Origin of the sequence: Pseudomonas sp. NPDC086251, from assembly GCF_044746405.1 — a bacterium.
In the GTDB taxonomy this organism is placed as follows: Bacteria; Pseudomonadota; Gammaproteobacteria; order Pseudomonadales; family Pseudomonadaceae; genus Aquipseudomonas.
In genome coordinates this window covers 161185-184324 of sequence record NZ_JBIVBY010000009.1, presented here as the reverse complement: position 1 = coordinate 184324, position 23140 = coordinate 161185, and the positions used below count along the sequence as shown (strand labels likewise).

The following is a 23140-nucleotide window of genomic DNA, read 5'->3' as shown; positions in this document are numbered from 1 at the left end:
CATTGAGATCTTGTAGTGCCAAATGTCGTCGGTCGCAAATCAGCATCGACGACGAACTTGCGTCGCCCTAAAGTGATCAACAGGCTTTGTGGGTCGGGCCGTTTTGGGGAGGGGCAATGGAGGCGCGCAGAGAAACGCCGCTCGATGGCGCTGAGGGCCCGCACGCGGCGCCCGGTGTCTGGGCGATTGTTCAGCGCTGGTTGCGCTGGGCGCAGCAGCATTGGCTGATGCCAATCCTGGCGTTGGCCGCGCTGGTGCGTTTCTACGACCTGACGGCGGCGGCCATCTGGGGTGACGAAGGATCGAGCCTGCTGCTCAGCCACTATTCTTTGGCCGACATCTGGGTGCACGCCGCGCATGACGTACACCCACCGCTGTATTTCATGCTGCTGCATGGTTGGGTCGAGTTGTTCGGCGACGGCATTTTTTCGATCCGCTGCCTCAGCGCACTGCCCGGGATCGTCACGGTGTGGCTCGGCGTCTGGCTGATGGACTTGCTCGCTACCCGGCGTGCCGCGTTGCTGACCGGTTTCCTCTTGGCGCTGCTGCCCACGGCGGTACGTTACAGCCAGGAAGTGCGGATGTATTCGCTGCTGGGCCTGTGGCTGATCGGCGCCACGATTGCCTTGGCCTACTGGATCAGGCGCCCCCAACGCACGCGGTATCTGGTGGCGTATGTGCTGCTGATGACTGCCGCGTTCTACACCCATTACTTCACTGCGCTGTGCGTGCTGTGTCACTGGCTGTACCTGGGGCTGATCCGCGTACAGCCGGGGTATCGCTTGCGGCATATCCAGCGTCCCGGTTGGTGGTTGGCGAACGTGGCGATTGTGCTGCTGTACCTGCCGTGGGTGCCGAGCCTGATCGATCTGATCCAGCACATGGATCAGCTCAAGGCCAATGGCGATGTGGGCTGGGAGACGCCTGTCACGTTTGGCTCGCTGCCCTCGATGATCTGGTCGTTCCTCACCCAGGACGACGGCGAGAACCTGCCGACGCTGATCTTTATCGCGCTGCCGCTGGCGTTGCTGGCCATTGCGGGGGTGGCGCTGGCGCGGGACCGCAGCGTCTTTCGCGGCAGCGTTCTGCTGGTGATCTACACGGGGCTGCCGTTACTGCTGGTGTTTGCGGTGTCGTTTATCACGCCGGTGTTTATCGAGCGTTACCTGACGGCCTATGCGTTGGGGCTGCCGATGATTGTCGCGCTGGCCATCGATCGCCTGTATTCGGGCTTCCGAGTGCTGGCACTGACGGTGCTGGTGCTGTTTGTCGGCGTTGAACTGGTGGGCCTGAAGAACAACGCGACGGTGGATACCAATGACCAGATCAGCGTCATGGTCGACTACGTGAATCAGCATTATGTGAGCGGCGACCGGATCGTCACCAGCGATATGCTCTGGTACCTCAGCTATGTCTATTACAACCGCACCAACGCCAAACCGTTGCTCTACACCCCGCCATTGGCCAGTGGTGCTTCGAGTCGACCGAATGCCTATGGCTTCGGCACGCTGGTGACTCAGGATATTTACCTGGATCACCTCGACGGCTTACCCAAAGGCACGGGTCGCGTGTGGTTGATTGGCACTGTGGATGTGCCGGACGAATTCGCGCCATTGCCTAGCGGCTGGCAGAACGTTGGCGAAACCCGGGCCGGAGGCGCCAACGCACGTTTGTTCGTGCTGCATTGAGCCGTTGCCCGACGGCTTGAACGGTTTCCCAGATACGCGGATGGCTCAAGGTTTCGACGACAGGTCTGCCATGCCCTTGAGCAACTCGATCGGCAGCGGGAAAACAATCGTCGAACTCTTGTCCCCGGCAATCGAACTCAGCGTCTGCATGTAGCGCAGTTGCATGGCCCCCGGCTGGCGGCCGAGCATTTCGGCGGCCTGCATGAGTTTTTCCGAGGCCTGCAGTTCGCCTTCGGCGTGGATCACCTTGGCCCGCCGTTCCCGCTCGGCTTCGGCCTGTTTGGCGATGGCGCGGATCATCGATTCGTTGAGGTCCACGTGCTTGATCTCGACGTTGGCGACCTTGATGCCCCAGGCATCAGTCTGGGCGTCGAGCACTTGCTGGATGTCGATGTTCAGACGTTCGCGCTCGGCCAGCAGCTCATCGAGTTCGTGTTTGCCGAGCACCGCGCGCAAGGTGGTTTGCGCCAGTTGGCTGGTGGCCATGAGAAAGTCTTCAACCTGGATGATTGCCTTCTGCGGGTCGAGGACACGGAAATACAGCACGGCGTTGACCTTGACCGAGACGTTGTCGCGGGTGATCACGTCTTGCGGCGGTACATCGAGGACCACGGTGCGCAAGTCGACACGGACCATTTGCTGGACCACCGGAATCAGCAGGATAAGGCCGGGGCCCTTGACCTGCCAGAAGCGCCCGAGCTGGAACACCACCCCGCGTTCGTATTCGCGCAGGATGCGAAAGGTCGACCCCGCCAGTGCAATCACCAGTAACAGCAGCGCGGCAAAACCCAGTTGCAGGCCCATGGTTTATTCTCCACCCGGCGCCGCGTCAGCCGCGGCCACTTCCAGCAACAATCCCTTGCGAGCCACCACCCGGACCCGTTGCCCGGGCTGCAGTGGCGTGGCACTGAGTACTTGCCACTTTTCGCCTTGCAGGTGCACCCAACCGTTGTAGGCATTGCCGGCCAGCGACATCACCGGGGTCACGCTGCCCACCAGTCCTGCATCGCCACTGACGTTTTCGCGCGGTCGGGTTTTCAGGGCGTGGATGAGCAGGAAAATCAGCAGCAGGGCACTGATCAGTCCCAGGCCGATCATCATCGGAACCGGCACTTCGGTGTTGGTCAGGATCACCGCACCGATCACGAACATCACAATGCCGCCCAAACCGATCACGCCATAGTTGGGCAACGCCGCTTCGGCGATCAGAAACGCGATGCCAAAGGTGATCAGCCAGATCCCGATGGGGTTGGGTACCAACAGGACAACGGTGTCCGCCGCGAAAACCGATCCGCTCAAGGCCAGCAACAGCGCAACTGCACCGCAACGAATGTTCACGTGACCCTCCTGTAGGAGCGAGCCTGCTCGCGATAAACCTGAGAGCACCGTGCCAATTCAGGCAATCCACGTTACATACAGTTTAGTCGAGCTGTGGGTTGTATGAATTTTGCTCAATTGTCGACCTCGGCCGACGGGCAGATTTCACGCGCAATGGCGCCAGCGGGCCTAGACTTTTAGTGGAGTCAAAAGGTTTAACCATCGTCCGCCCCAAGCTGTTCGCGGACACCGAGGTGCATCATGCGTATGGCAAGAACCCTGCAGAGAAGCCTCGAGCAGGCTCAATGCGAATATGACATCGTTACCCACCCACATTCGGCCAGCAGCCTTGAAACGGCTCGGGTCTCGGGCATTCCTGCCGAACGGGTGGCCAAATCGGTCATCCTCGATGACCACCATGGTCATTACCTGATGGCCGTGCTGCCAGCGAGCCGTCACCTGGACCTGAGCAAAGTACGCAGCAGCGGTGAATGGCAGGTCACCCGGGAAAGCAATCTGCCGCACCTGTTTGAGGACTGCGAACGCGGTGCCGTGCCTGCATTGGGCGAATCCTATGGCCTGGACATGGTCATCGACCCATTACTGACCCGGCAGAAAGACATCTACCTGGAGGCTGGCAACCACAACAATCTGCTGCACATGAGCATGCCGGAATTCCTGAAATTGGTGCCGCATGCGGAAGTTTGCGAGTTGAGTCAGTAAGTTTTTCGGTGTCAGTTACAACGCCTTCGCGGGCAAGCCTCGCTCCTACAATGGACCGCAGTTCCCCTGTAGGCGCGAGGCTTGCCCGCGAATGACTGCGAAGCGGTCACCGATTCATCCACAACAAAGGAGCTCGTCATGGAATCGCCCACCCACAGCCTCCCATCGCTCTTCAAACAACTCGGCCTGGACAACGATCCGGTCAGCATCGATCAATTCATCGCCACGCATTCACCGCTAAAGCCTGAATTGCACCTGGCGGATGCGTTTTTCTGGACCGAGAGCCAGGCGGCATTTTTGCGCGATGAGATTCTGGATGACGCAGATTGGGCGGAGGTGGTGGATCAGTTGGATGTGTTGTTGAGGAAGGGGCGAGGGGTTTAAAAAATCTGTAGGAAGAGGAGTAAATGTAAAAAATCTGTTGGGCGGTTAAGAAAAATCCAAGCACAAAGCTGCTCATCTGATTTTTCTGAGTTGCTCAGAAAGGATCAATAGACCAGAATAACGACCTTAATTGAGGTCTTAATTATGCAAAATGTTCTGGCCGACATCGCTGTTAGCGTGTCTGAATTGAAGAAAAACCCATCAGCAGTACTGAACGGTGCCCATGGCGGGCCTGTTGCGGTGCTAAATCACAATCGCGTCATGGGATACATGGTTCCAGCCGATGTTTTCGAGAGCATGATGGAGCGACTCGATGACCTTGAACTGGCAGAAATTGTTCGCTCACGCAGGCACGAAAAGTCGATCCCGGTAAATCTGGATGACCTATAAGCTCGAATTCCTGCCGTCCGCACGCAAGGAGTGGGACAAACTAGGTCATACGTTACGCGATCAATTCAAAAAGAAACTGGCAGAGCGACTTGAGCTCCCGCGAGTGCCATCAGATTCACTTCATGGAATGCCTGACTGTTACAAAATCAAGCTGCGGTCAGCGGGGTATAGGTTGGTATACGAAGTAATTGATGAGCGTGTAGTCGTTTCCGTTGTAGCAGTGGGTAAGCGTGAGCGCAGCGCTGTTTATGACCGAGCCAAAAAACGCTAAATAGCTAGCTACCTTTTTTATTCTGCCCCTCGCGTCCGCCTTGCAGCAAATTCCGTTTCGATCTCTTCATTGCTGCTCCCTTGGCCCTTGCTCCGTGATAGCCGTGCAGCGTCCACTTTTCTTTGCAGGAAATTGTGGTACTGCTTTGAGTCTTCGGATTCCACAGTATTTTCAGGTTCTGCAGGACGCTCGATCATTTTTAAAGTCTCGGTATAGGCGAAATCATTACGCAGTTTCGAATGCTATGGCGTTTCCTTCCGAGGTAGGCACGGCCATGGCTGCCAATTTGTTTCAAAACTTGACTGAAAATCCCCTCCAATGCGATATTGATAGTTAGCAAACTAACAGTGTGTGCATTCCCCCCGTGCCGAAGAATCTCGACGCTCTCCAGATGAACATCAGCAGCTCCATGGTGGTGGCCGCCCGGCATTGGCGGAAGATCTGCCAGACCACGCTGGTCAACTATGGAATTTCCGAAGCCTGCGCCGTTCCGTTGTTGATGATCGGGCGTTTGGGCGAGGGTGTGCGGCAGGTGACGGTGGCGCAGGCGGCGGGGATGGAGAGTCCGTCGTTGGTGCGACTGCTGGATCAGCTGTGTCATGCCGGCTACGTCCGTCGCACCGCAGACGCCCACGACCGACGCGCCAAATGCCTGAGCCTGACCGAGGCTGGGCGTGAACTGGTGCAGGCCGTCGAGATTGAGCTGGTGCGCTTGCGTCATGAAGTGCTCGAAGGCATAGACCAGGGTGATCTGGAAGCGGCGCTGCGGGTGTTGAGAGCCTTTGAAGCGGCCAATCATTTGCCGGTGGCCCACCCTTGAACGGATTTTTGACCGGCATGCCCCCGGCGCGGGACTGGTTCTACGGTGTGCGCACGTTCGCGGCATCGATGATCGCGTTGTACATCGCCATGCTCATGCAAATGCCCCGGCCGTATTGGGCGATGGCCACGGTTTATATCGTTTCCAGCCCGTTTGTCGGCCCGACCAGTTCCAAGGCGTTGTACCGCGCTGTCGGCACCTTGCTCGGCGCCGCGGCGGCGGTTTTTTTCGTGCCGATGTTTGTCCAGAGCCCTTATGTGCTGGTGGTGGTCATAGCACTGTGGACCGGTACGTTGTTGTTCCTCTCAATGCACCTGCGTACCGCTAACAATTACGCGCTGATGCTGGCCGGGTACACCTTGCCGCTGATTGCCCTGCCGGTGGTGGATAACCCGTTGGCGGTGTGGGACATCGCCGAAGCGCGCACTGAAGAAATCTTCCTCGGCATCGCCGTGGCGGCGGTGGTCGGCGCGATGTTCTGGCCGCGACGGCTGGCGCCAGTATTCAATGATTCGGTGAACAAATGGTTTGCCGACGCTTCGACCTACAGCCTGCGGTTTCTCAGTCGCAACGTACAGCCGGACGAAGTCAGTGCGCTGCGGTCGTCGATGGTCGCGACGTTCAACACCCTGGAATTGATGATCGGTCAACTGCCCCACGAGGGTGCGCGGCCACAAACCGTGCGCAACACCAAGGAGTTGCGCGGGCGAATGATTCACCTGTTGCCGGTGATCGACGCCTTAGACGATGCGCTCTATGCCCTTGAGCGGCGCACGCCGGAACTTGTGGCCAGGTTCGCGCCGCTGCTGACTGCAACCAGTGAATGGCTCCAACACACCGATGCCGACATCGAGCGCTGGCAGGCGCTGAAGGATCAGCTCGAAGCCCTGCAACCGAGTGCCGAGGCGCTGGACGATCGCAAGCAACTGCTGTTTTCCAACGCGCTGTATCGCCTCGGCGAGTGGATCGATGTGTGGCAGGACTGCCGCAGCCTGCAATACGCCATCCAGTGCGAAAGCCAGGACAGTTGGCGGGCGGTGTATCGGCACTGGCGGCTCGGTCGGCTGTCACCGTTTCTCGATCGTGGGCTGATGCTTTATTCGGCGGCGTCCACGGTGACTGCGATCATCGTCGCCTCGGTGCTGTGGATTTTGCTCGGTTGGACCGACGGTGGCGCCGCAGTGATTCTGGCGGCGGTGGCGTGCAGTTTCTTCGCCTCGATGGACGACCCGGCACCGCAGATTTACCGGTTCTTTTTCTGGACGGCGATGTCGGTGTTGTTCGCCAGTCTCTACCTGTTTCTGATCCTGCCGAACCTGCATGACTTCCCGATGCTGGTGCTGGCGTTCGCCGTGCCGTTCATTTGCGTCGGCACCCTGACGGTCAAACCGCAGTTTTACCTGGGCATGCTGCTGACCCTGGTCAACACCTCGTCCTTCATCAGCATTCAGGGCGTCTACGACGCGGATTTCCTGAGTTTCGTGAACTCCAACCTGGCCGGTCCGGTCGGGTTGCTGTTCGCGTTTGTCTGGACCCTGATCGCCCGGCCGTTCGGTGCGGAACTGGCGGCCAAGCGCCTGACCCGTTTCAGCTGGCGCGACATTGTCAGCCTCACCGAACCGGCCACGCTGTCCGAGCACCGACACCTGGGCGTGCAGATGCTCGATCGCCTGATGCAGCACTTGCCGCGCCTGGCCATCACCGGCCAGGACACCGGCATTGCGCTGCGCGAAGTGCGCACGGCGCTGAACCTGCTGGATTTGCTCGCGTATACGCCGCGAGTGTTGGGCGCTCCGCAAGCGTTGTTGCATCAAGTGGTGGCCGAAGTCGGCGACTATTTCAAAGCCTGCCTCAAGGCTGGCGAGCGTCTACCGGCACCGAGCCCATTGCTGATGACCATGGACCGTGCGCGACGCGCGCTGAACCGCGAGTGCGATGACGGCGCGCGCCTGCATTTGCTGCACGCCTTGAGTGGGCTGCGTCTGTCGCTGCTGCCGGGGGTGGAATTCCTCGGCACGGGCGACCTCGAAGAACCGTTGCCCCATGGCATCGATGGAGCGCCTTTATGATCGGTGATCTGGATATCAGCGGGGTGTTCCTGCCCACGCTGCTGGTGCTGATGGGCATCACGTATGTGTTTTACCTGCTGGTGCACGGGTTGCTCACGCGCCTGCACTTTTACCGTCTGGTCTGGCACCGGGCATTGTTCAACGTGGCTCTCTACGCCTTGCTCCTCGGCGCTGTGGACTCACTCAGTCGATACCTGATGACATGAAAAAACCTTTTTTGACCATCGGCCGCGTGGTCCTGACCCTGCTGATCGTGACCTTCGCCGTTGTCGTGGTCTGGCGCATGGTGATGTATTACATGTTCGCGCCCTGGACCCGGGACGGGCACATCCGCGCCGACATCGTGCAGATTGCGCCGGACGTGTCCGGGCTGATCCAGCATGTGGAAGTGCGCGATAACCAGTTGGTAACGCGCGGCCAGGTGCTGTTCAGCATCGACCAGGACCGTTTCAAGCTGGCCCTGCGCCAAGCGAAAGCGGCCGTCGCCGACCGCCAGGAAACCCTGGCTCAGGCGCAGCGCGAAGCCAAGCGTAACCGTGGCCTGGGCAACCTGGTACCCGGCGAGCAACTGGAAGAAAGCCAGTCACGGGTTGCCCGCGCCGAGGTGGCGTTGATGGAAGCCCAGGTGGCGGTGGACAGCGCTCAGCTGAACCTCGACCGCTCGACCATCCGCAGCCCGGTGGACGGCTACGTCAACGACCGTGCGCCGCGTAACCAGGAATTCGTCTCGGCCGGGCGGCCGGTGTTGTCGGTGGTGGACAGCAATTCCTTTCACATCGACGGCTATTTCGAAGAAACCAAACTGGACGGCATTCACGTCGGCCAGAGCGTCGACATTCGGGTGATTGGCGACCGCGCGCGACTGCGCGGCCACGTGGAAAGCATCGTCGCCGGCATCGAAGACCGCGACCGCAGCAGCGGCAGCAACCTGTTGCCCAACGTCAACCCGGCGTTCAGCTGGGTGCGGCTGGCCCAGCGGATTCCGGTGCGGATCGCCTTCGACGACGTACCCGCGGATTTCCGCATGATTGCCGGGCGCACGGCGACGGTCTCTATTATGGATGACCACCAGCAGGAGCCGGCGAAATGAGCAGGGCCTCGGGTTTGGCGGTCGCCGGATTAGGCTTGCTGCTGTCGGCCTGCCAGGTGGTCGGGCCGGATTATCACCTGCCGGACGAAGCCGCCGTGCACCGCGAAGACTTGCAGGGCGACTTGGCGGTGAACGGTAAAAATGTCGTCTCCGCACCAGTGCCCAGCGATTGGTGGCGCCTGTATCAGGATCCGCGCCTCGACCAATTGGTTCAGCAGGCGATGGCCTCCAACACCGACTTGCGCGTGGCGGCGGCGAACCTGTCCCGGGCACGCGCCCAGGTCGACGAAGCGCAGGCGGCGGGCGGCTGGAGCGGCGGCGTGAAGATCGGCGCCCAGCGCTTGCAGGAGTCTGGCGAAGCGTTCTTGCTGCCGGAAAAAGTGCCGGTGGCCAACGTTGGCGACATCGGCATTACCACCTCGTATCAGTTCGACCTGTTCGGCACGTTGCAGCGCGGCATCGAGGCGGCCAAAGCCAATGCCGATGCGACGCAAGCGGCGGCGGATACCGCACGCATCACCTTGGTGGCGGACGTGGTCCGGGCTTACACCCAGGTCTGCGCGGCCAACGAAGAACGGGAAATCGCCCAGCATTCCCTCGACCTGCAAGCCCAGAGCACCACGCTGATCCAGCGTTTGCGCGACGCCGGGCGTGGCGATGAAACTCAGGTCACCCGTTCGCAAACACAATTCAAATCCTTGCGTGCCGACCTGCCGCGTTATGAGGCGGCGCGTCAGGCCGGAGTGTTCCGTTTGTCGATGCTGTTGGCCAAACCGGTCGACCAATTGCCGGCCGGCACCAGCGATTGCGCGGAGCTGCCGAAAATTGCCCAATTGTTGCCGGTGGGTGACGGCGCCACGTTGCTCAAGCGCCGCCCCGACATCCGTCAGGCCGAGCGTCGACTGGCCGCCGCGACCGCCGGCATCGGCATCGCCACTGGCGAGTTGTACCCGGACATCAGCATCGGCGCGACCGTCGGTACCGTGGGCATCCTGGAAAACCTCGGCAAGCCGGCGACCAACCGCTGGGGTTTCGGCCCATTGCTGACCTGGACCGTGCCGTCCAACGGTTCCCGCGCACGAATCCGTGAGGCCGAAGCGACGACTCAGGGCGCACTGGCGCATTTCGATGGCGTGGTGCTCAACGCCATCCGCGAAACCCAGACCGGCCTGGCCCAATACTCGGCGTTGCTGCAGCGCCGCGATGCGTTGGCCGACGCCGAGCAATCGGCGCAACTGGCGGCAGACCAGACCCACCGCTTCTTCCAGGCCGGCCGCGCGTCGTTCCTGGCGGACCTGCAAGCCACTCGCACCTACACCGATGTCACGGCGCAACTGGCCTCGGCCAATACGCAAGTTGCCATGAGCCAGATCGATTTGTTCCTGGCATTGGGCGGTGGCTGGGAAAGCGGACGAACGCAAGCCTCGAACTCCGGCAAACCCTGAGGCCGTTGCTATGCTTTGACTTGATGAGATCGCGCGTCAAACTCATCAATCAAGGCTCGCGTTGGTCATGGGGACTCTAATAATGAAAAACCCTTATGCTCCCGGCTTCTGGTGCGCAATTACGGCATTGGTCCTGCTGTCGGCCACCTATTTCTACGGCATCATGCTGGCTCACCAGATCGACAAGGCTCTGGTGTTTCTCGACAGCGCCGCCGCACTGATTGCCGTGATGGCGATCGTCGTGGTGGCGGTGGCGACGGTGCAGGGTCAGCGCGTCAAAAAAAGACAGTGCGAACGCGGCAAGACCCTGGTGCTGATCTGGGACACCAAAGTGGCGTTGCGCCGTGTCGAAACAGTGTTTGACCGGTATTTCTGGGGCAGCTACTGGCAACCCGGGCGCACGTTCCAGGAAGTCATGGGTGAACTGACCGGCACGCCACTGGAAAAAAGCCTCGAAGCGCTCAAGAAGCAATGCCTGGAGCTGGACAAGCAGATCGCCGAAGACGGTCGCCACTGGCTCAACAACGCCCGCGAACTCTCCGATGTCGCCACGGCCATGGCCCGCGAACGCTATCAACTGGACTTCTGCGACCCACGCGCGGAAGTGACGGGCGGGGCGGTGATCAACCGGGATTTCGAGGTGCTGGTGTATACCTGGACCGCGCGGCTGAAAAGCTTTGATCATCAGCTTGATGAGATTGAAATGCAGTATTCCTGATTCTGTGTTGGTTGGACGGACGCCTTCGCGGGCAAGCCTCGCTCCTACAGGGTTATCGTCGTGCGCCATGGTGAACGACCCAAATCCTGTAGGAGCGAGGCTCGCCCGCGAAGGCGATCTCATGCCCGCCGAACTCTCGCCCTCCCTGTGCGGTCCATAGACACTCTTTAACCTTTTAACATTGGGTCGCCCCGTGCGCCTGATGCTAATCTCCACCGCACTTTCAGCGCAGTCGCGACCGCAACCCCGTCAAGGGTTCAGGGAAGACGACCACATTTTCAACAACGGACATTGATCGGGTCATTCATGAATAAATCAGCAGGCGTGCTTCTTGGAATCGTCGTTGCCATCGGTGCAATCAGCGCCGGCGGTGCCTGGTACACCGGCACCAAACTCGAAGGTGTGCTGAACACCTCGATCGCCGACGCCAACAAAGAGCTGCAAGCCGCGCTGGTCGGTTCCAACGGCACGGCGTCGCTGGAACTGGTGTCGCTGGAGCGCAGCGTATTCAGCAGCACCGCGCATTACCGCCTCAAGGGTGAAGGTGAGATGTTCGGTGAGGCGCCCGTCGAATTGCTCTTCGTCGACCATATCGAACACGGCCCGCTGCCATTCTCGCGGCTGACGTCGTTGAAATTGCTGCCGGTCCTGGCCACCAGTCACTACGAGCTGGAAAAAACCCCGATCACCGAGAAGTGGTTCGCCGCCGCCAAGGACAAATCGCCGCTCACCGGCGTGGTCAACATCGGTTACGACAATTCCACCAACGGCACCCTGCAATTGCTGCCGCTGGACTTGGCGCTGGACGCCAAGTCGAACCTGAAATTTTCCGGGCTGAACCTGGATGTCGCCGCCAACGCTCAAGCACAGAAGATCAAGGCCAACGGTTACATGGACAGCCTGACCCTGAGCACGGTCGCCGAAGATCAGACGCCGGTGAAGATCGAGCTGACCGGCCTGACCGTGGCCAGCAACCTGAGCAAAAGTACCTACGGTTACTACACTGGCGAGAACACGCTTGAGCTGACCGACAGCAAGACCACTTTCGGCGCCAAGCAGTCAGTGCTGGGCGTGAAGAAGTTTGAAATGAAGAACCAGACCGAAGAATCGGGCACCAGCGCTTCGGGGCGTGCCGATTACAAGATCGGCGAAGTGTCCTTGAACGGCAAGACCGTCGGCTCTGCGCAGATGGCCATGAGCCTGAAGAACCTCGACATCCCCGCAACGATGTCGCTGATGCAGGTTTACCAGACCAAACTGCAGCCGTACGAGCGGGCGGCCGCCGAGGCTGCTGCCGCGGGTCAACCGGCACCCGAGTTGGTCTTGACCCCGGAAGAAGAGGCGCAGGTGAAAACCGGCCTGGAGAAACTGCTGGCCGCCGGCCCGCAAGTTGCCCTGGAAAACCTCTCGTTCAACACCGCCAACGGCGAAAGCCGCGCCAACCTGGTGCTCGACCTGACCAAACCACAATCCATGGACCTGCCGCCAGACCAGCTGACCCAACAGCTGATCGCGCTGCTGGACATCAATGTGCAAGTGTCCAAGCCAATGCTCGTCGACCTGTTCACCGTGCAGAGTGAAATCGACGGTCAGACCGACGCCAAGCTCATCGCCGAACAAGCCACGGCCACCGCCGATATGTTTGGCGGCATGGCGGTCGGTACACAGTTCGCAAAACTGGACGGCAACAACATCGTCACCAAACTGCATTACGCCAACAATCAGGTGGAATTCAATGGCCAGAAAATGACCGTCGAACAATTTGTCGGCTTCGTGATGAGCAAACTCAGTGGCCCTGAACAGGTCCAGTAAAACCTAGGCTTACAGGGCAACGCCCGGCCTCTGTGTCATGCAGATGCCGGGCGTTTTGCTGTCAGGGGTTTGAGCGTTTGGGTCAGTTCACTCCCGAACCAGGCGCCAGGCCTCGTCCACCGACAGCGGCTGTTTCATCCGTTCCGCGAGCATCGCCATCGCCCGTTCTTCATCGCAGGCTACCGCCGCCACCACCACACCGTTCCTGCCAAACAGGCCGATGAAGGGTGGATGGTCAGGGTCGCCCTTGAACTCGACTTCATCCCAGGCATCGGCGTGGCCGAGGTAGTCGTAGTTCTTGCCGAAATGCCAGGTCCAGAAATACGGCACGTCGAGGTAATGCTCGTCGCCGCCGAGCATGTTCGCCGCCGCGATCCGCGCCTGTTGCTGGGCCAGGCGCCAATGCTCGATACGTTGCGGCTGGCCGTTGAGCGGGAAGGTCGCGATATCGCCGGCGGCCCAGAGCCCATCGGTTACGCGCATCCCGCCGTCGACCTCAAGCGACTGATCCTTTGCCATGGGCAGGTCGGTGAACGCGCCGGTGGCCGGGCTGACGCCAATGCCGACCAACACCAGGTCCGCCGGTAACCGTTGGCCATTGTCCAGGCGCACGGCTTCGACCTGGGTTGTGCCTTCGATGTGTGTTGCTTCGCCCTCCGTATGAAACACCACACCTTTGGCTTCGTGCAGCGTCCGAATGGCCTTGCCGACGGCTTCGCCGAACTGCTTGGCGAAAGGCACCGCATGGCGAGCCAGGACGGTGACCTCCAGACCGAATTGACGCAGGGACGACGCGGCCTCCAGGGCAATAAAACTGTCACCGATGATCACCGCCCGTTGCCCGGGTTTTGCCGCGTTCAGAATCTGCTGCGCCTGGTCTTTCGAGCGCAGGACGAACACCTGCGGCAGGCCGGCGCCGGGCAGCGTCAGAGGCTTGGGTGTGCCGCCGGTGGCGAGCAATGCGGCGTCGTAGTCCAGCGATTGACCGTCGGCCAGTTGCAGTGTCTGGTTTTCGGCATCCAGGCGCGTCACTTCACCGATGACTCGCTCGATCCGCTGCTCGCGGTAAAAGCTTTCATCACGCAGCGGCGGGACTTCTTCCGGCGGCATCTCCCCGCCGATCACGAATTTGCTCAAGACCGTGCGGTCGTATCCAGCCTCGGCTTCACGGTCGATCAGCACCACGCGGCCACCAAAGCCTTTCTCGCGCAAGGCCGCCGCACCCGCCGTGCCTGCGGCGCCGGCACCGACGATCACAAACGTTCGCTCATCGTCGGCCGGCGGGGTGTGGGGATCCGGAAGTGGATGATCGTCGACCCAGACCTCGTCATCGCGCACTTCCAGGGGATAGCGCTTGAGGCTGTCCAGAGACGGCGGCTCACACAGCGCGCCATCCTCAATCCGATACGCTGCCTTGTGCCACGGACAGATCAGCCGTCCATGGCACAGCGCACCCTCGGCCAGTGGCGCCCCGGCGTGGGGGCATTCGCCCTGATAGGCGCGCAACTGATCGCCGACCCGCAGCAAGACGATTTTGGTGTCCGCGATCTGAACTTCCAGTCCTCGGTGCTCGGGCACATCGGTGAAACGGGCGACGCGGTGCAGTGCCATGATCGCTCTCCTGGCAGGCGTTTCAGTTAAGAGTTTGGCGCTTATCTCGAGGTTCAGCCAATTCCCACTGCCACCGCACGAACGGTCCGGCTATAGTTTGCACGCCGACGACGGCCCTACCCGCAAAAGGTGTTCCGGTATGACCCGATTGACCTCTCTGAACCCTTGGCTGGCGGCCGTTGCAGTCGCCCTTTGCGTGCAATTTCCGGCGCAGGCCCAGGAGCGTTTCACCCTGAACATCCCAGGTGTTTCGGATGACCGACTGTTCACGTCGGTGGCCGCCAGCGATGCCCCGGGGTGCGGCGGGCATAATGTTTCGCCGGCATTGAACTGGAACACCGGCCCCGCAGGCACGCTCAGTTACGCGATTGTCATGCACGACCCCGATGGCCAGAAAGGACAAGGGGTCGACCACTGGGTGCATTACGGCATCAAAGCCACTACGCACCAGATCCCGGCCGGCGTCGGCGCCAAACCGGGCCTCGAAGGCGTCGGCGGCACCAACAGCAAAGGCACCACGACGTATGTCGGGCCTTGCCCTCCGGTGGGTGACAGTGCACACCACTACATTATTCAGCTGTATGCCCTGGATCTGGCGCCAGAGGCGCTGCCCGCCGGCCTGACGCGCGCACAACTGCTGGAAAAAATCCAAGGCCATGTGCTGAAAAACAGCAGCGTGGTACGGCGTTATCACCGCTGAAGAATTTTTCAGGTGAATTAACCCGAACCCGGGGGCATTCCGTCTCAGAGGATGAATGAATCAATTTCGTCCTGAGGTCAGCCCCATGTCCCTCCCACTGCATTTCCTCCGCCCGGCCGCCCAGGCTTTCGCCGCCGGGTTGCTGCTGACCGTTGCCGGTTGCGGCGTTTCATCCAAGCCCGATTCCGCCTCGGTTTCGCCTCCGGCTCAGGGGGAGTTGAAGACCGAGGCGTTGGTGCGTACCGAGGCGGTCATGGCGGACGCGTCGATGGCCAAACGCAGTGTGCGTCCGGCACCAATGTCTGAAGCCCCGGCGCCCGGGTATCAGGACGAGCAGCGCGAGCAGTATCAAACGCTGGCGGATAACCCGATTCACAGCGTGGTCGAAGCACCGGTCTCGACCTTCAGCGCCGACGTCGACACCGGCGCCTACGCCAATGTCCGCCGCTTGCTCAATCAGGGCCGCTTGCCACCCGAAGGCGCGGTGCGGCTGGAGGAAATGGTCAATTACTTTCCCTACGATTACGCCTTGCCCAGCGATGGCTCACCGTTTGGCGTAACCACGGAACTGGCGCCGTCGCCGTGGAACCCGCATACCCGATTGTTGCGCATCGGCATCAAGGCTTCGGACCGCGCGGTCGCCGAGCTGCCTCCGGCGAACCTGGTGTTTCTGGTGGACGTGTCCGGTTCGATGGACCGTCGCGAGGGTCTGCCGCTGGTCAAAAGCACCCTGAAATTACTGGTCGAGCAATTGCGCGAGCAGGACCGGGTTTCGTTGGTGGTCTACGCCGGCGAATCGCGCGTGGTGCTCGAGCCGACTTCCGGACGGGAAAAAGCGAAAATTCGTACCGCCATCGATCACCTGACCGCAGGCGGCTCGACTGCCGGCGCGTCGGGCATTGAACTGGCTTATCAAATGGCGCAGCAGGCGTTCATTCCCCAAGGCATCAACCGCATCCTGCTGGCCACCGACGGTGACTTCAATGTCGGCATCAGCGACTTCGACAGCCTCAAGCAAATGGCGGTGGATAAACGCAAGACCGGCGTTTCCCTGACCACCCTGGGTTTCGGTGTGGATAACTACAATGAACACCTGATGGAACAACTCGCCGACGCTGGCGACGGCAACTATGCCTACATCGACAACCTGCGCGAGGCGCGCAAGGTGCTGGTGGACCAACTTGGCTCGACCCTCGCGGTGGTGGCGAAGAACGTGAAGCTGCAAGTGGAGTTCAACCCGGCGCAGGTCAGCGAATATCGGCTGTTGGGGTATGAGAATCGGGCGTTGAAACGTGAGGACTTCAGCAACGACAAAGTCGATGCCGGTGAAATTGGAGCAGGACATACGGTGACGGCGTTGTACGAAATTGTGCCCAAGGGTGAGAAGGGCTGGCTGGAGCCGCTGCGTTATGGCAATTCCGGGGCGGTTGTTTCCGGGAGTACGGGTGAATTGGCCATGCTGCGCGTGCGATATCAGTTGCCGGAAGGTGGGAATAGTCGCTTGATCGAACGGCCTATCGTCAGCAGTGATGTCGGAAAAGCCAGCGATGACCTGCGATTTGCGGCGGCCGTGGCAGCGTTTTCCCAGCAGCTCAAGGACGGGCGTTATACCGGTGAGTTCAGCCTCAATGACACCGAGGCGTTGGCTCGCGGTGCGCGGGGTGACGATCGATTCGGTCTGCGAGCTGAGTTCGTGCAATTGGTGGAGTTGGCGCAGAGCCTGCGAACCACGACCGCGTCGAATAATGAGCCGCCTAAAGGAGGCTACAACTGACATGTCAGCTCCTGAACTGAGCGACGAATCGCTGCTGGCGCGCTATCGCTCGGGCGACGGACCGGCGTTCGAGATCTTGTACGCCCGCCATCGCCAGGGACTTTATCGATTCCTGCTGGGCCTCAGCGGCAAGTCCGAACTGGCCGAAGAGGTTTACCAGGAAACCTGGCTGAGCCTGATCCGCAGCACCAGCCAGCCACAAGGCCGGGCGAATTTTCGTACCTGGCTTTACCAGATTGCCCGCAACCGCCTGATCGATCACTGGCGCAAACACGGAATTCATAATCCCTTGCACGACAGCTATGACGAACAGATCCATGCCCTGAGCGATGACGCGGCAGATCCGGCGCAACTCCTAAGCCTGAGCCGCGACACCCAGCGCCTCGAAACCGCCCTGCAAACCTTGCCCACCGACCAGCGCGAAGTGTTCCTGCTGCGCGCTCACGGCGATCTCGACCTGCCGCAGATCGCCACCCTCACCGAGACACCGCTGGAAACCGTCAAAAGCCGCTTGCGTTACGCCCAGCAAAAACTGCGTCGGCTGCTGGCCGAGGAGGTACTGACATGACTGACGCCCGTCCTACACCGGAAGAGGAAGTGCTGAAGCACTTTCGTGAACACGCGACCGGCGAACCACCGGCCCATCTCGACGCCTTCATCCTCGCCACCGCGCACCGCGAAGTCCCTGCGCGCAAGCCAAGCCTGTGGCAACGCTGGGTCCAGGCTTGCCAGAAACCCCGTTGGCAGGTCGCATTTGCCAGCCTTGTCGGCGTGGCCCTGATGCTGGCGCTGGTGCAACGCACGGAGGAGCAACCGCCGAGTGACGACTTCGCGCCTGCACCCAAAGTGTCTGCGCCGGTCGCGAAAAAAGAAGCACCGTCATCGGTTGCGCGCTCTCTGGCTGCCCCGGCCGGCGCGATGTCCGCCCCCGCGCCTGCGGCCCCAGCGCAGAGCGAATCGATCAGCGTTGAAATGGCTGACGAAACGAAGGTCAGCAAACGCCCGGCGATAGCTCCGGCAAAGTTTATCGACGATCAATTAAGGGAAGTGATCCGCCTGCAAAAGGCTGGTCAGGCTCAAGCGGCCGCTGACCTGATGGCGACATTGCACAAACGCTTTCCCAAGGAAAATCTCACGGCCAGACTCAAGGATTTGCAGAAAAACTGAGAGACAAGGCAGTCAGTCATTTGGCATCAATGCCCGAAAGCGCGCACTATCAGCCTATAGCCGATGCGTTGGAGGATGCCGTGGCAAAAAAAATCGACCGCATCGCCCAAATGCTCAACTGCCCTGTGAAGGGCGAAGAACTACGGCGAGCAGTGACCGAGAGTCGCAAGGAGTTTCTGCTGGCCAAGCAGGCAGAAGAAGCTCTGGAGGAAGACGTGCTTGATGATGAGTTGATCGAGGACGAAGAAGATGATGATGAATACGATGAGTTTGATTGGACGACTGAGTGAAAAAAACCGCTTCGGCGGTTTTTTTGTGGGCCGTCTATTCAGTGGCAGGTGTTCGGAAAAACCGAACAACTGAACATTTCACCGGCTTCGCCCAGTGGGTTTGGAGAATCGAGCACCCACAAAAAAGCCCCAGACCCTAAGATCTGAGGCTTTTCGGTATTGCGTATGGTGCACCAGGCGGGATTCGAACCCACGACCACTGCCTTCGGAGGGCAGTACTCTATCCAGCTGAGCTACTGGTGCAATGCGGGCGCCATGATACTCATATGCGTCGCGGGCGTCCATGCTGCTGAATCGTCTGTGTTTTTCCAAAGCGTAACCTGCGTTTGCTACGTTGATCAGAAAATTTGGGCAAATGCGGCGTTTTCGTTCTTTTTTTCGAACAGGCTATTGTCCTTTACCCCCTTTGATCCTAGGATTCGTTTGAGATTTCAAACGCTCTTGTCTGGGTGCTGAACCGCACGAGTCCAATCCGTGCGCTATTTATGTGCTTCAGCCCGGTGAATGATTTCCCTGACGGCAGCCTTTGAGGCGCCTTTCTACAATCATAATTCGCTCCGCGCTGGCCGCGGTGCTGTTAAGGAAAGCCGACATGCAGCTTAAAGACACCCAGTTGTTCCGCCAGCAAGCCTTTATCGATGGCGCTTGGGTCGATGCGGACAATGGTCAGACGATCAAGGTCAACAACCCGGCAACGGGCGAAATTCTGGGCACCGTGCCGAAAATGGGCGCTGCCGAAACCCGCCGTGCCATCGAAGCCGCTGACAAAGCGCTGCCGGCCTGGCGTGCACTGACCGCCAAGGACCGCGCGAACAAGCTGCGTCGCTGGTTCGAGCTGATCATCGAGAACCAGGACGACCTGGCTCGCCTGATGACGCTGGAGCAAGGCAAGCCATTGGCCGAAGCCAAGGGCGAAATCGTTTACGCCGCTTCCTTTATCGAGTGGTTCGCCGAAGAAGCCAAGCGCGTCTACGGTGACGTGATTCCGGGCCACCAGCCAGACAAGCGCCTGATCGTGATCAAGCAGCCAATCGGCGTGACCGCAGCCATTACTCCGTGGAACTTCCCGGCCGCGATGATCACCCGTAAAGCCGGCCCGGCCCTGGCCGCCGGTTGCACCATGGTGCTCAAGCCTGCTTCGCAAACCCCGTTCTCGGCATTCGCATTGGCTGAGCTGGCCCAGCGTGCCGGTATTCCTGCGGGCGTGTTCAGTGTTGTGTCCGGCAGCGCCGGCGACATCGGCAGCGAGCTGACCAGCAACCCGATCGTGCGTAAATTGTCCTTCACGGGCTCGACCGAAATCGGTCGTCAGCTGATGGCTGAATGCGCCAAGGACATCAAGAAAGTCTCCCTGGAGCTGGGCGGCAACGCGCCGTTCATCGTGTTCGACGACGCGGACCTGGATAAGGCCGTCGAAGGCGCGATCATTTCCAAGTACCGCAACAACGGCCAGACCTGCGTCTGCGCCAACCGCCTGTACATTCAGGATTCGGTCTACGACGCGTTTGCCGAGAAGCTGAAAGTGGCTGTAGCCAAACTCAAGATCGGCAACGGTCTGGAAGAAGGCACTACCACTGGCCCGCTGATCGACGAAAAAGCCGTGGCCAAGGTTCAAGAACACATTGCTGACGCGATCAGCAAAGGCGCGACCGTTCTGGCGGGCGGCAAGGTGATGGAAGGCAACTTCTTCGAGCCGACCATCCTGACCAACGTGCCGAAAAACGCTGCCGTGGCCAAGGAAGAAACCTTCGGTCCATTGGCGCCGCTGTTCCGCTTCAAAGACGAAGCCGAAGTGATCGCGATGTCCAACGACACCGAGTTCGGTCTGGCCTCTTACTTCTATGCTCGCGACCTGGGCCGTGTGTTCCGTGTGGCAGAAGCCCTGGAATACGGCATGGTTGGCGTCAACACCGGGCTGATCTCCAACGAAGTCGCGCCGTTCGGCGGCATCAAGGCCTCGGGCCTGGGCCGTGAAGGCTCCAAGTACGGCATCGAAGATTACCTGGAAATCAAATACCTCTGCCTGGGCATCTAAGCTCGGCAAAGCGTTTTGCTTCAAGCAGAAAGGGCACGAGAGCGCTGTCCCTTTCTGCGCTTCAAACGGAATTTTCTCTGTGGTTGGGAAAGCTGTGGCAGTCGATCATCGCATGCTGCCGTAGTTGCCTCCCCGCCGCATTCTCCTTGAACCACGCCGCCCGATGAGCGGTGAATGAGGACTTTATGAGCAAGACTAACGCATCCCTGATGAAACGCCGCGAAGCCGCAGTACCACGCGGTGTTGGCCAGATTCACCCGATCTTCGCCGAGTCCGCGAAGAACGCCACCGTGACCGACGTTGAAGGTCGCGAGTTCATCGACTTCGCCGGCGGTATCGCCGTGCTGAACACCGGCCACGTGCACCCGAAAATCATCGCCGCCGTGACCGAGCAACTGAACAAGCTGACCCACACGTGCTTCCAGGTACTGGCTTACGAACCGTACGTAGAAGTGTGCGAAAAAATCAACGCCAAGGTGCCGGGTGATTTCGACAAGAAAACCCTGCTGGTGACCACCGGCTCCGAAGCCGTGGAAAACTCGATCAAGATCGCCCGTGCCGCCACTGGCCGTGCCGGCGTGATCGCGTTCACTGGCGCCTACCACGGTCGCACCATGATGACCCTGGGCCTGACCGGTAAAGTCGTGCCTTACTCGGCCGGCATGGGTCTGATGCCAGGCGGCATCTTCCGCGCGCTGTACCCGAACGAACTGCACGGTGTGAGCATCGACGATTCGATCGCCAGCATCGAACGCATCTTCAAGAACGACGCCGAGCCGCGTGACATCGCGGCCATCATCATCGAGCCGGTTCAGGGCGAAGGCGGTTTCTACGTCGCGCCTAAAGAATTCATGAAGCGTCTGCGTGCACTGTGCGACCAGCACGGCATTCTGCTGATCGCTGACGAAGTACAGACGGGCGCTGGCCGTACCGGTACTTTCTTCGCCATGGAACAGATGGGCGTTGCTGCCGACCTGACCACCTTCGCCAAATCCATCGCTGGCGGCTTCCCGTTGGCCGGTGTGTGCGGTAAAGCCGAATACATGGACGCCATTGCTCCAGGCGGCCTGGGCGGCACCTACGCCGGTAGCCCGATCGCTTGCGCCGCGGCACTGGCCGTGATGGAAGTGTTTGAAGAAGAACACCTGCTGGACCGCTGCAAGGCAGTCGGCGAGCGTCTGGTGACTGGCCTGAAAGCCATTCAAGCCAAGTACCCGGTGATCGGCGAAGTCCGTGCCCTGGGCGCGATGATCGCGGTCGAGCTGTTCGTTGATGGCGACAGCCACAAGCCGAACGCTCCAGCCGTGGCCGCCGTTGTGGCCAAGGCGCGCGACAAGGGCCTGATCCTGCTGTCCTGCGGCACTTACGGCAACGTTCTGCGCGTCCTGGTACCGCTGACCTCGCCGGACGAGCAACTGGACAAAGGCCTGGCCATCATCGAAGAGTGCTTCTCGGAGCTGTGATCTCCAGGCGCTGATCGATTTGTGACTTGATCGACAAATAAACCCGCTTCGGCGGGTTTTTTTGTGTCCCCGGAACACATCCCACTGTTTCGAATGGCCAGCATTGACTAAGGTGCAGGCATTGCCAATGGAGGGTGCAGATGACCGCAGTGGTTTTACCTGCTGTACCGCGTGTGCTGATTGCCGAGGCTGACCCCTGGTCTCGCGACTTGCTCAAACAGGTGCTGTTGAGTGTGCGCTGTGACGCGCGACTGGATCTGTGTGCCGATGGCCAGGAAGCGTTGCACTTGTTGGCGGAGAACCCGTACGACCTGGTGATCGTTGACTGGGAGTTGCACGGCGTCGATGGCTTGAATGTCTTGCGCAGTGTCCGTCAGCGCAAACGCAATCCGCCGCTGCCGTTCATTTTGATGAGCAGCCGCAACGACAGTGCCAGCGTGCGCGAAATGTTGCCTATGGCGCCCAGCGCCTACCTGACCAAACCCCTGAACATGGAAAGCCTGACCCACCGCTTGCAGGAATTGCTGCTGAACGCCGGTGAAGAAGTGTCGTGCGAGGCGCCGTCACTGGCGCCGGGCATGACCTTGTCGGTGTACCTGGAACGGCGTCGAGAACTGGCGGACGGCGCACCGCTGATGACCGACGTGCAGTTGGCGGTCAAACGCAGCCTCAACCCCAACGGTCTCGATTTGACGGCACTGGAAGACGAGATTCGTACCGATCCGCAGGTCACTGCCGTGTTGATCGCCGCAGCCAATAGCGCGGCCCATCACTTGGGTGCCACGGTGCAGACCCTGTCCCAGGCGTTTCACCGTCTCGGTACCGGGCAAAGCATGAACCTGATTCTGGGGCTGGCGCTCAAGCGCAGTGCCCGGCTCAGCGATCCGTTCCTGGCGGACTACGCCGAGCGTTACTGGGACCTGTCGCTGCACACCGCCGAATACGCGCGGACGCTGGCGCGCTTGCTCGATCTGGATCAGGAGCGCTGCTATTGCGCCGGCATGCTGCATCGCCTCGGCGACCTGGCGTTGTTGCGGTGTTTGCAGGAATGGAAACAGGCCGGCGGTGCGCTGGATGAATGGGAAGAGGTCGGTGATGCCCTGGCCCAATTCGGCGCGGCCTATGGTTCAGCGCTTCGCACCCGCTGGCGTTTGCCGCTGGAGCTGCGGGAGCTGATTGCCGCCGTCTACCAGCTCGGTGGCGGGGTTTACTCCCGTGAAGCGCTGGTGATGAACATGGCCGCGCACATGGCGCGGCTGACCGAGCATGACGGCATTGAGGAACTGGCGAAGAGCCGAACCGCGCGGTTGCTCAAGATTGGCTTGCCGGAGTTGATGCGCCTGCGCAAAAAGTAGGCTTCACGCAAAACCTGT

Annotated in this window: 23 protein-coding genes and 1 tRNA gene; 20 read left to right on the top strand and 4 right to left on the bottom strand. The window is 60.3% G+C overall.

Annotated elements, in window-relative coordinates:
• The first annotated feature begins 116 nt into the window (after nt 1–116).
• The gene (locus ACIPL2_RS13520; protein ID WP_401356969.1) at nt 117–1688 is read left to right on the top strand and encodes a glycosyltransferase family 39 protein; all 1572 of its coding nucleotides are present in this window, start codon (nt 117–119) and stop codon (nt 1686–1688) included.
• Between the two features lie 45 nt (nt 1689–1733).
• On the opposite strand, the gene ACIPL2_RS13515 is transcribed toward ACIPL2_RS13520, so the two are convergent.
• Complete coding sequence (locus ACIPL2_RS13515) at nt 1734–2492, bottom strand: slipin family protein (protein ID WP_129439535.1); 759 nt, start codon at nt 2490–2492, stop codon at nt 1734–1736.
• A gap of 3 nt (nt 2493–2495) precedes the next feature.
• Nucleotides 2496–3026 (bottom strand): NfeD family protein, encoded by a 531-nt coding sequence (locus ACIPL2_RS13510; protein ID WP_401356966.1) that lies wholly within the window; start codon nt 3024–3026, stop codon nt 2496–2498.
• A 240-nt stretch (nt 3027–3266) separates the two neighbouring features.
• Here ACIPL2_RS13510 and ACIPL2_RS13505 point away from each other — a divergent pair, with 240 nt between their 5' ends.
• The 11 genes from ACIPL2_RS13505 to ACIPL2_RS13455 all read left to right on the top strand — a co-directional run bounded on the left by ACIPL2_RS13505 (nt 3267) and on the right by ACIPL2_RS13455 (nt 12727).
• The gene (locus tag ACIPL2_RS13505; RefSeq protein ID WP_401356964.1) at nt 3267–3728 is read left to right on the top strand and encodes an aminoacyl-tRNA deacylase; all 462 of its coding nucleotides are present in this window, start codon (nt 3267–3269) and stop codon (nt 3726–3728) included.
• 138 nt (nt 3729–3866) lie between these two features.
• A complete protein-coding gene (locus ACIPL2_RS13500; RefSeq protein ID WP_401356962.1) occupies nt 3867–4112 on the top strand; it encodes a DUF2789 domain-containing protein in 246 nt (81 codons plus the stop codon).
• A 144-nt stretch (nt 4113–4256) separates the two neighbouring features.
• Nucleotides 4257–4502, top strand: a complete 246-nt coding sequence (locus ACIPL2_RS13495; protein WP_401356960.1) for a type II toxin-antitoxin system prevent-host-death family antitoxin — start codon at nt 4257–4259, stop codon at nt 4500–4502.
• Nucleotides 4492–4773, top strand: coding sequence for a type II toxin-antitoxin system RelE/ParE family toxin (locus tag ACIPL2_RS13490; protein ID WP_401356957.1), 282 nt, complete (start codon nt 4492–4494; stop codon nt 4771–4773). The genes ACIPL2_RS13495 and ACIPL2_RS13490 overlap by 11 nt, the downstream gene beginning before the upstream one ends.
• A gap of 391 nt (nt 4774–5164) precedes the next feature.
• Nucleotides 5165–5593: a MarR family winged helix-turn-helix transcriptional regulator gene (locus ACIPL2_RS13485; RefSeq protein WP_401356955.1), complete on the top strand. Its 429-nt coding sequence runs from the start codon at nt 5165–5167 to the stop codon at nt 5591–5593.
• Nucleotides 5590–7662, top strand: coding sequence for an FUSC family protein (locus tag ACIPL2_RS13480; protein WP_401356952.1), 2073 nt, complete (start codon nt 5590–5592; stop codon nt 7660–7662). Before ACIPL2_RS13485 ends, ACIPL2_RS13480 begins: the two co-directional genes overlap by 4 nt.
• Nucleotides 7659–7868, top strand: a complete 210-nt coding sequence (locus tag ACIPL2_RS13475; RefSeq protein ID WP_059404133.1) for a DUF1656 domain-containing protein — start codon at nt 7659–7661, stop codon at nt 7866–7868. Before ACIPL2_RS13480 ends, ACIPL2_RS13475 begins: the two co-directional genes overlap by 4 nt.
• Complete coding sequence (locus tag ACIPL2_RS13470) at nt 7865–8752, top strand: efflux RND transporter periplasmic adaptor subunit (protein ID WP_401356950.1); 888 nt, start codon at nt 7865–7867, stop codon at nt 8750–8752. Before ACIPL2_RS13475 ends, ACIPL2_RS13470 begins: the two co-directional genes overlap by 4 nt.
• Nucleotides 8749–10197 carry an efflux transporter outer membrane subunit gene (locus tag ACIPL2_RS13465; protein WP_401356948.1) on the top strand — a complete coding sequence of 483 codons (1449 nt, stop codon included), beginning with the start codon at nt 8749–8751 and terminating at the stop codon, nt 10195–10197. The genes ACIPL2_RS13470 and ACIPL2_RS13465 overlap by 4 nt, the downstream gene beginning before the upstream one ends.
• An 82-nt stretch (nt 10198–10279) precedes the next feature.
• Nucleotides 10280–10915: an NADH:ubiquinone oxidoreductase subunit N gene (locus ACIPL2_RS13460; RefSeq protein ID WP_401356946.1), complete on the top strand. Its 636-nt coding sequence runs from the start codon at nt 10280–10282 to the stop codon at nt 10913–10915.
• A gap of 306 nt (nt 10916–11221) precedes the next feature.
• Complete coding sequence (locus ACIPL2_RS13455) at nt 11222–12727, top strand: YdgA family protein (RefSeq protein WP_401356945.1); 1506 nt, start codon at nt 11222–11224, stop codon at nt 12725–12727.
• An 87-nt stretch (nt 12728–12814) separates the two neighbouring features.
• Here the strand turns inward: ACIPL2_RS13455 and ACIPL2_RS13450 are convergent, their stop codons facing one another.
• Nucleotides 12815–14338 carry an FAD-dependent oxidoreductase gene (locus ACIPL2_RS13450; RefSeq protein WP_401356943.1) on the bottom strand — a complete coding sequence of 508 codons (1524 nt, stop codon included), beginning with the start codon at nt 14336–14338 and terminating at the stop codon, nt 12815–12817.
• Nucleotides 14339–14477: 139 nt separating this feature from the next.
• Between ACIPL2_RS13450 and ACIPL2_RS13445 the strand changes: the two genes are divergently transcribed.
• The 5 genes from ACIPL2_RS13445 (at nt 14478) to ACIPL2_RS13425 (ending at nt 18269) form a co-directional block, all read left to right on the top strand.
• Entirely contained in the window at nt 14478–15038 is a 561-nt protein-coding gene (locus ACIPL2_RS13445) for a YbhB/YbcL family Raf kinase inhibitor-like protein (protein WP_401356940.1), read from the top strand.
• An 85-nt stretch (nt 15039–15123) separates the two neighbouring features.
• Nucleotides 15124–16812, top strand: a complete 1689-nt coding sequence (locus ACIPL2_RS13440) for a von Willebrand factor type A domain-containing protein (protein ID WP_401356938.1) — start codon at nt 15124–15126, stop codon at nt 16810–16812.
• 1 nt (nt 16813) lies between these two features.
• Nucleotides 16814–17380 (top strand): RNA polymerase sigma factor, encoded by a 567-nt coding sequence (locus ACIPL2_RS13435; protein ID WP_401356935.1) that lies wholly within the window; start codon nt 16814–16816, stop codon nt 17378–17380.
• Nucleotides 17377–17979, top strand: coding sequence for a hypothetical protein (locus tag ACIPL2_RS13430; protein WP_401356933.1), 603 nt, complete (start codon nt 17377–17379; stop codon nt 17977–17979). The genes ACIPL2_RS13435 and ACIPL2_RS13430 overlap by 4 nt, the downstream gene beginning before the upstream one ends.
• A gap of 20 nt (nt 17980–17999) precedes the next feature.
• Nucleotides 18000–18269, top strand: coding sequence for a hypothetical protein (locus tag ACIPL2_RS13425; protein WP_401356930.1), 270 nt, complete (start codon nt 18000–18002; stop codon nt 18267–18269).
• A 166-nt stretch (nt 18270–18435) separates the two neighbouring features.
• On the opposite strand, the gene ACIPL2_RS13420 is transcribed toward ACIPL2_RS13425, so the two are convergent.
• Nucleotides 18436–18512: transfer RNA gene (locus tag ACIPL2_RS13420), tRNA-Arg, on the bottom strand.
• A 349-nt stretch (nt 18513–18861) separates the two neighbouring features.
• Here ACIPL2_RS13420 and gabD point away from each other — a divergent pair.
• From gabD to ACIPL2_RS13405, 3 genes are all read left to right on the top strand, one after another.
• A complete protein-coding gene (gabD, locus tag ACIPL2_RS13415) occupies nt 18862–20304 on the top strand; it encodes an NADP-dependent succinate-semialdehyde dehydrogenase (protein WP_008148203.1) in 1443 nt (480 codons plus the stop codon).
• A 185-nt stretch (nt 20305–20489) separates the two neighbouring features.
• Nucleotides 20490–21767 carry a 4-aminobutyrate--2-oxoglutarate transaminase gene (gene gabT / locus ACIPL2_RS13410; protein ID WP_008148205.1) on the top strand — a complete coding sequence of 426 codons (1278 nt, stop codon included), beginning with the start codon at nt 20490–20492 and terminating at the stop codon, nt 21765–21767.
• A 140-nt stretch (nt 21768–21907) separates the two neighbouring features.
• Nucleotides 21908–23122: an HDOD domain-containing protein gene (locus ACIPL2_RS13405; protein WP_401356926.1), complete on the top strand. Its 1215-nt coding sequence runs from the start codon at nt 21908–21910 to the stop codon at nt 23120–23122.
• Nucleotides 23123–23140 lie beyond the last annotated feature (18 nt).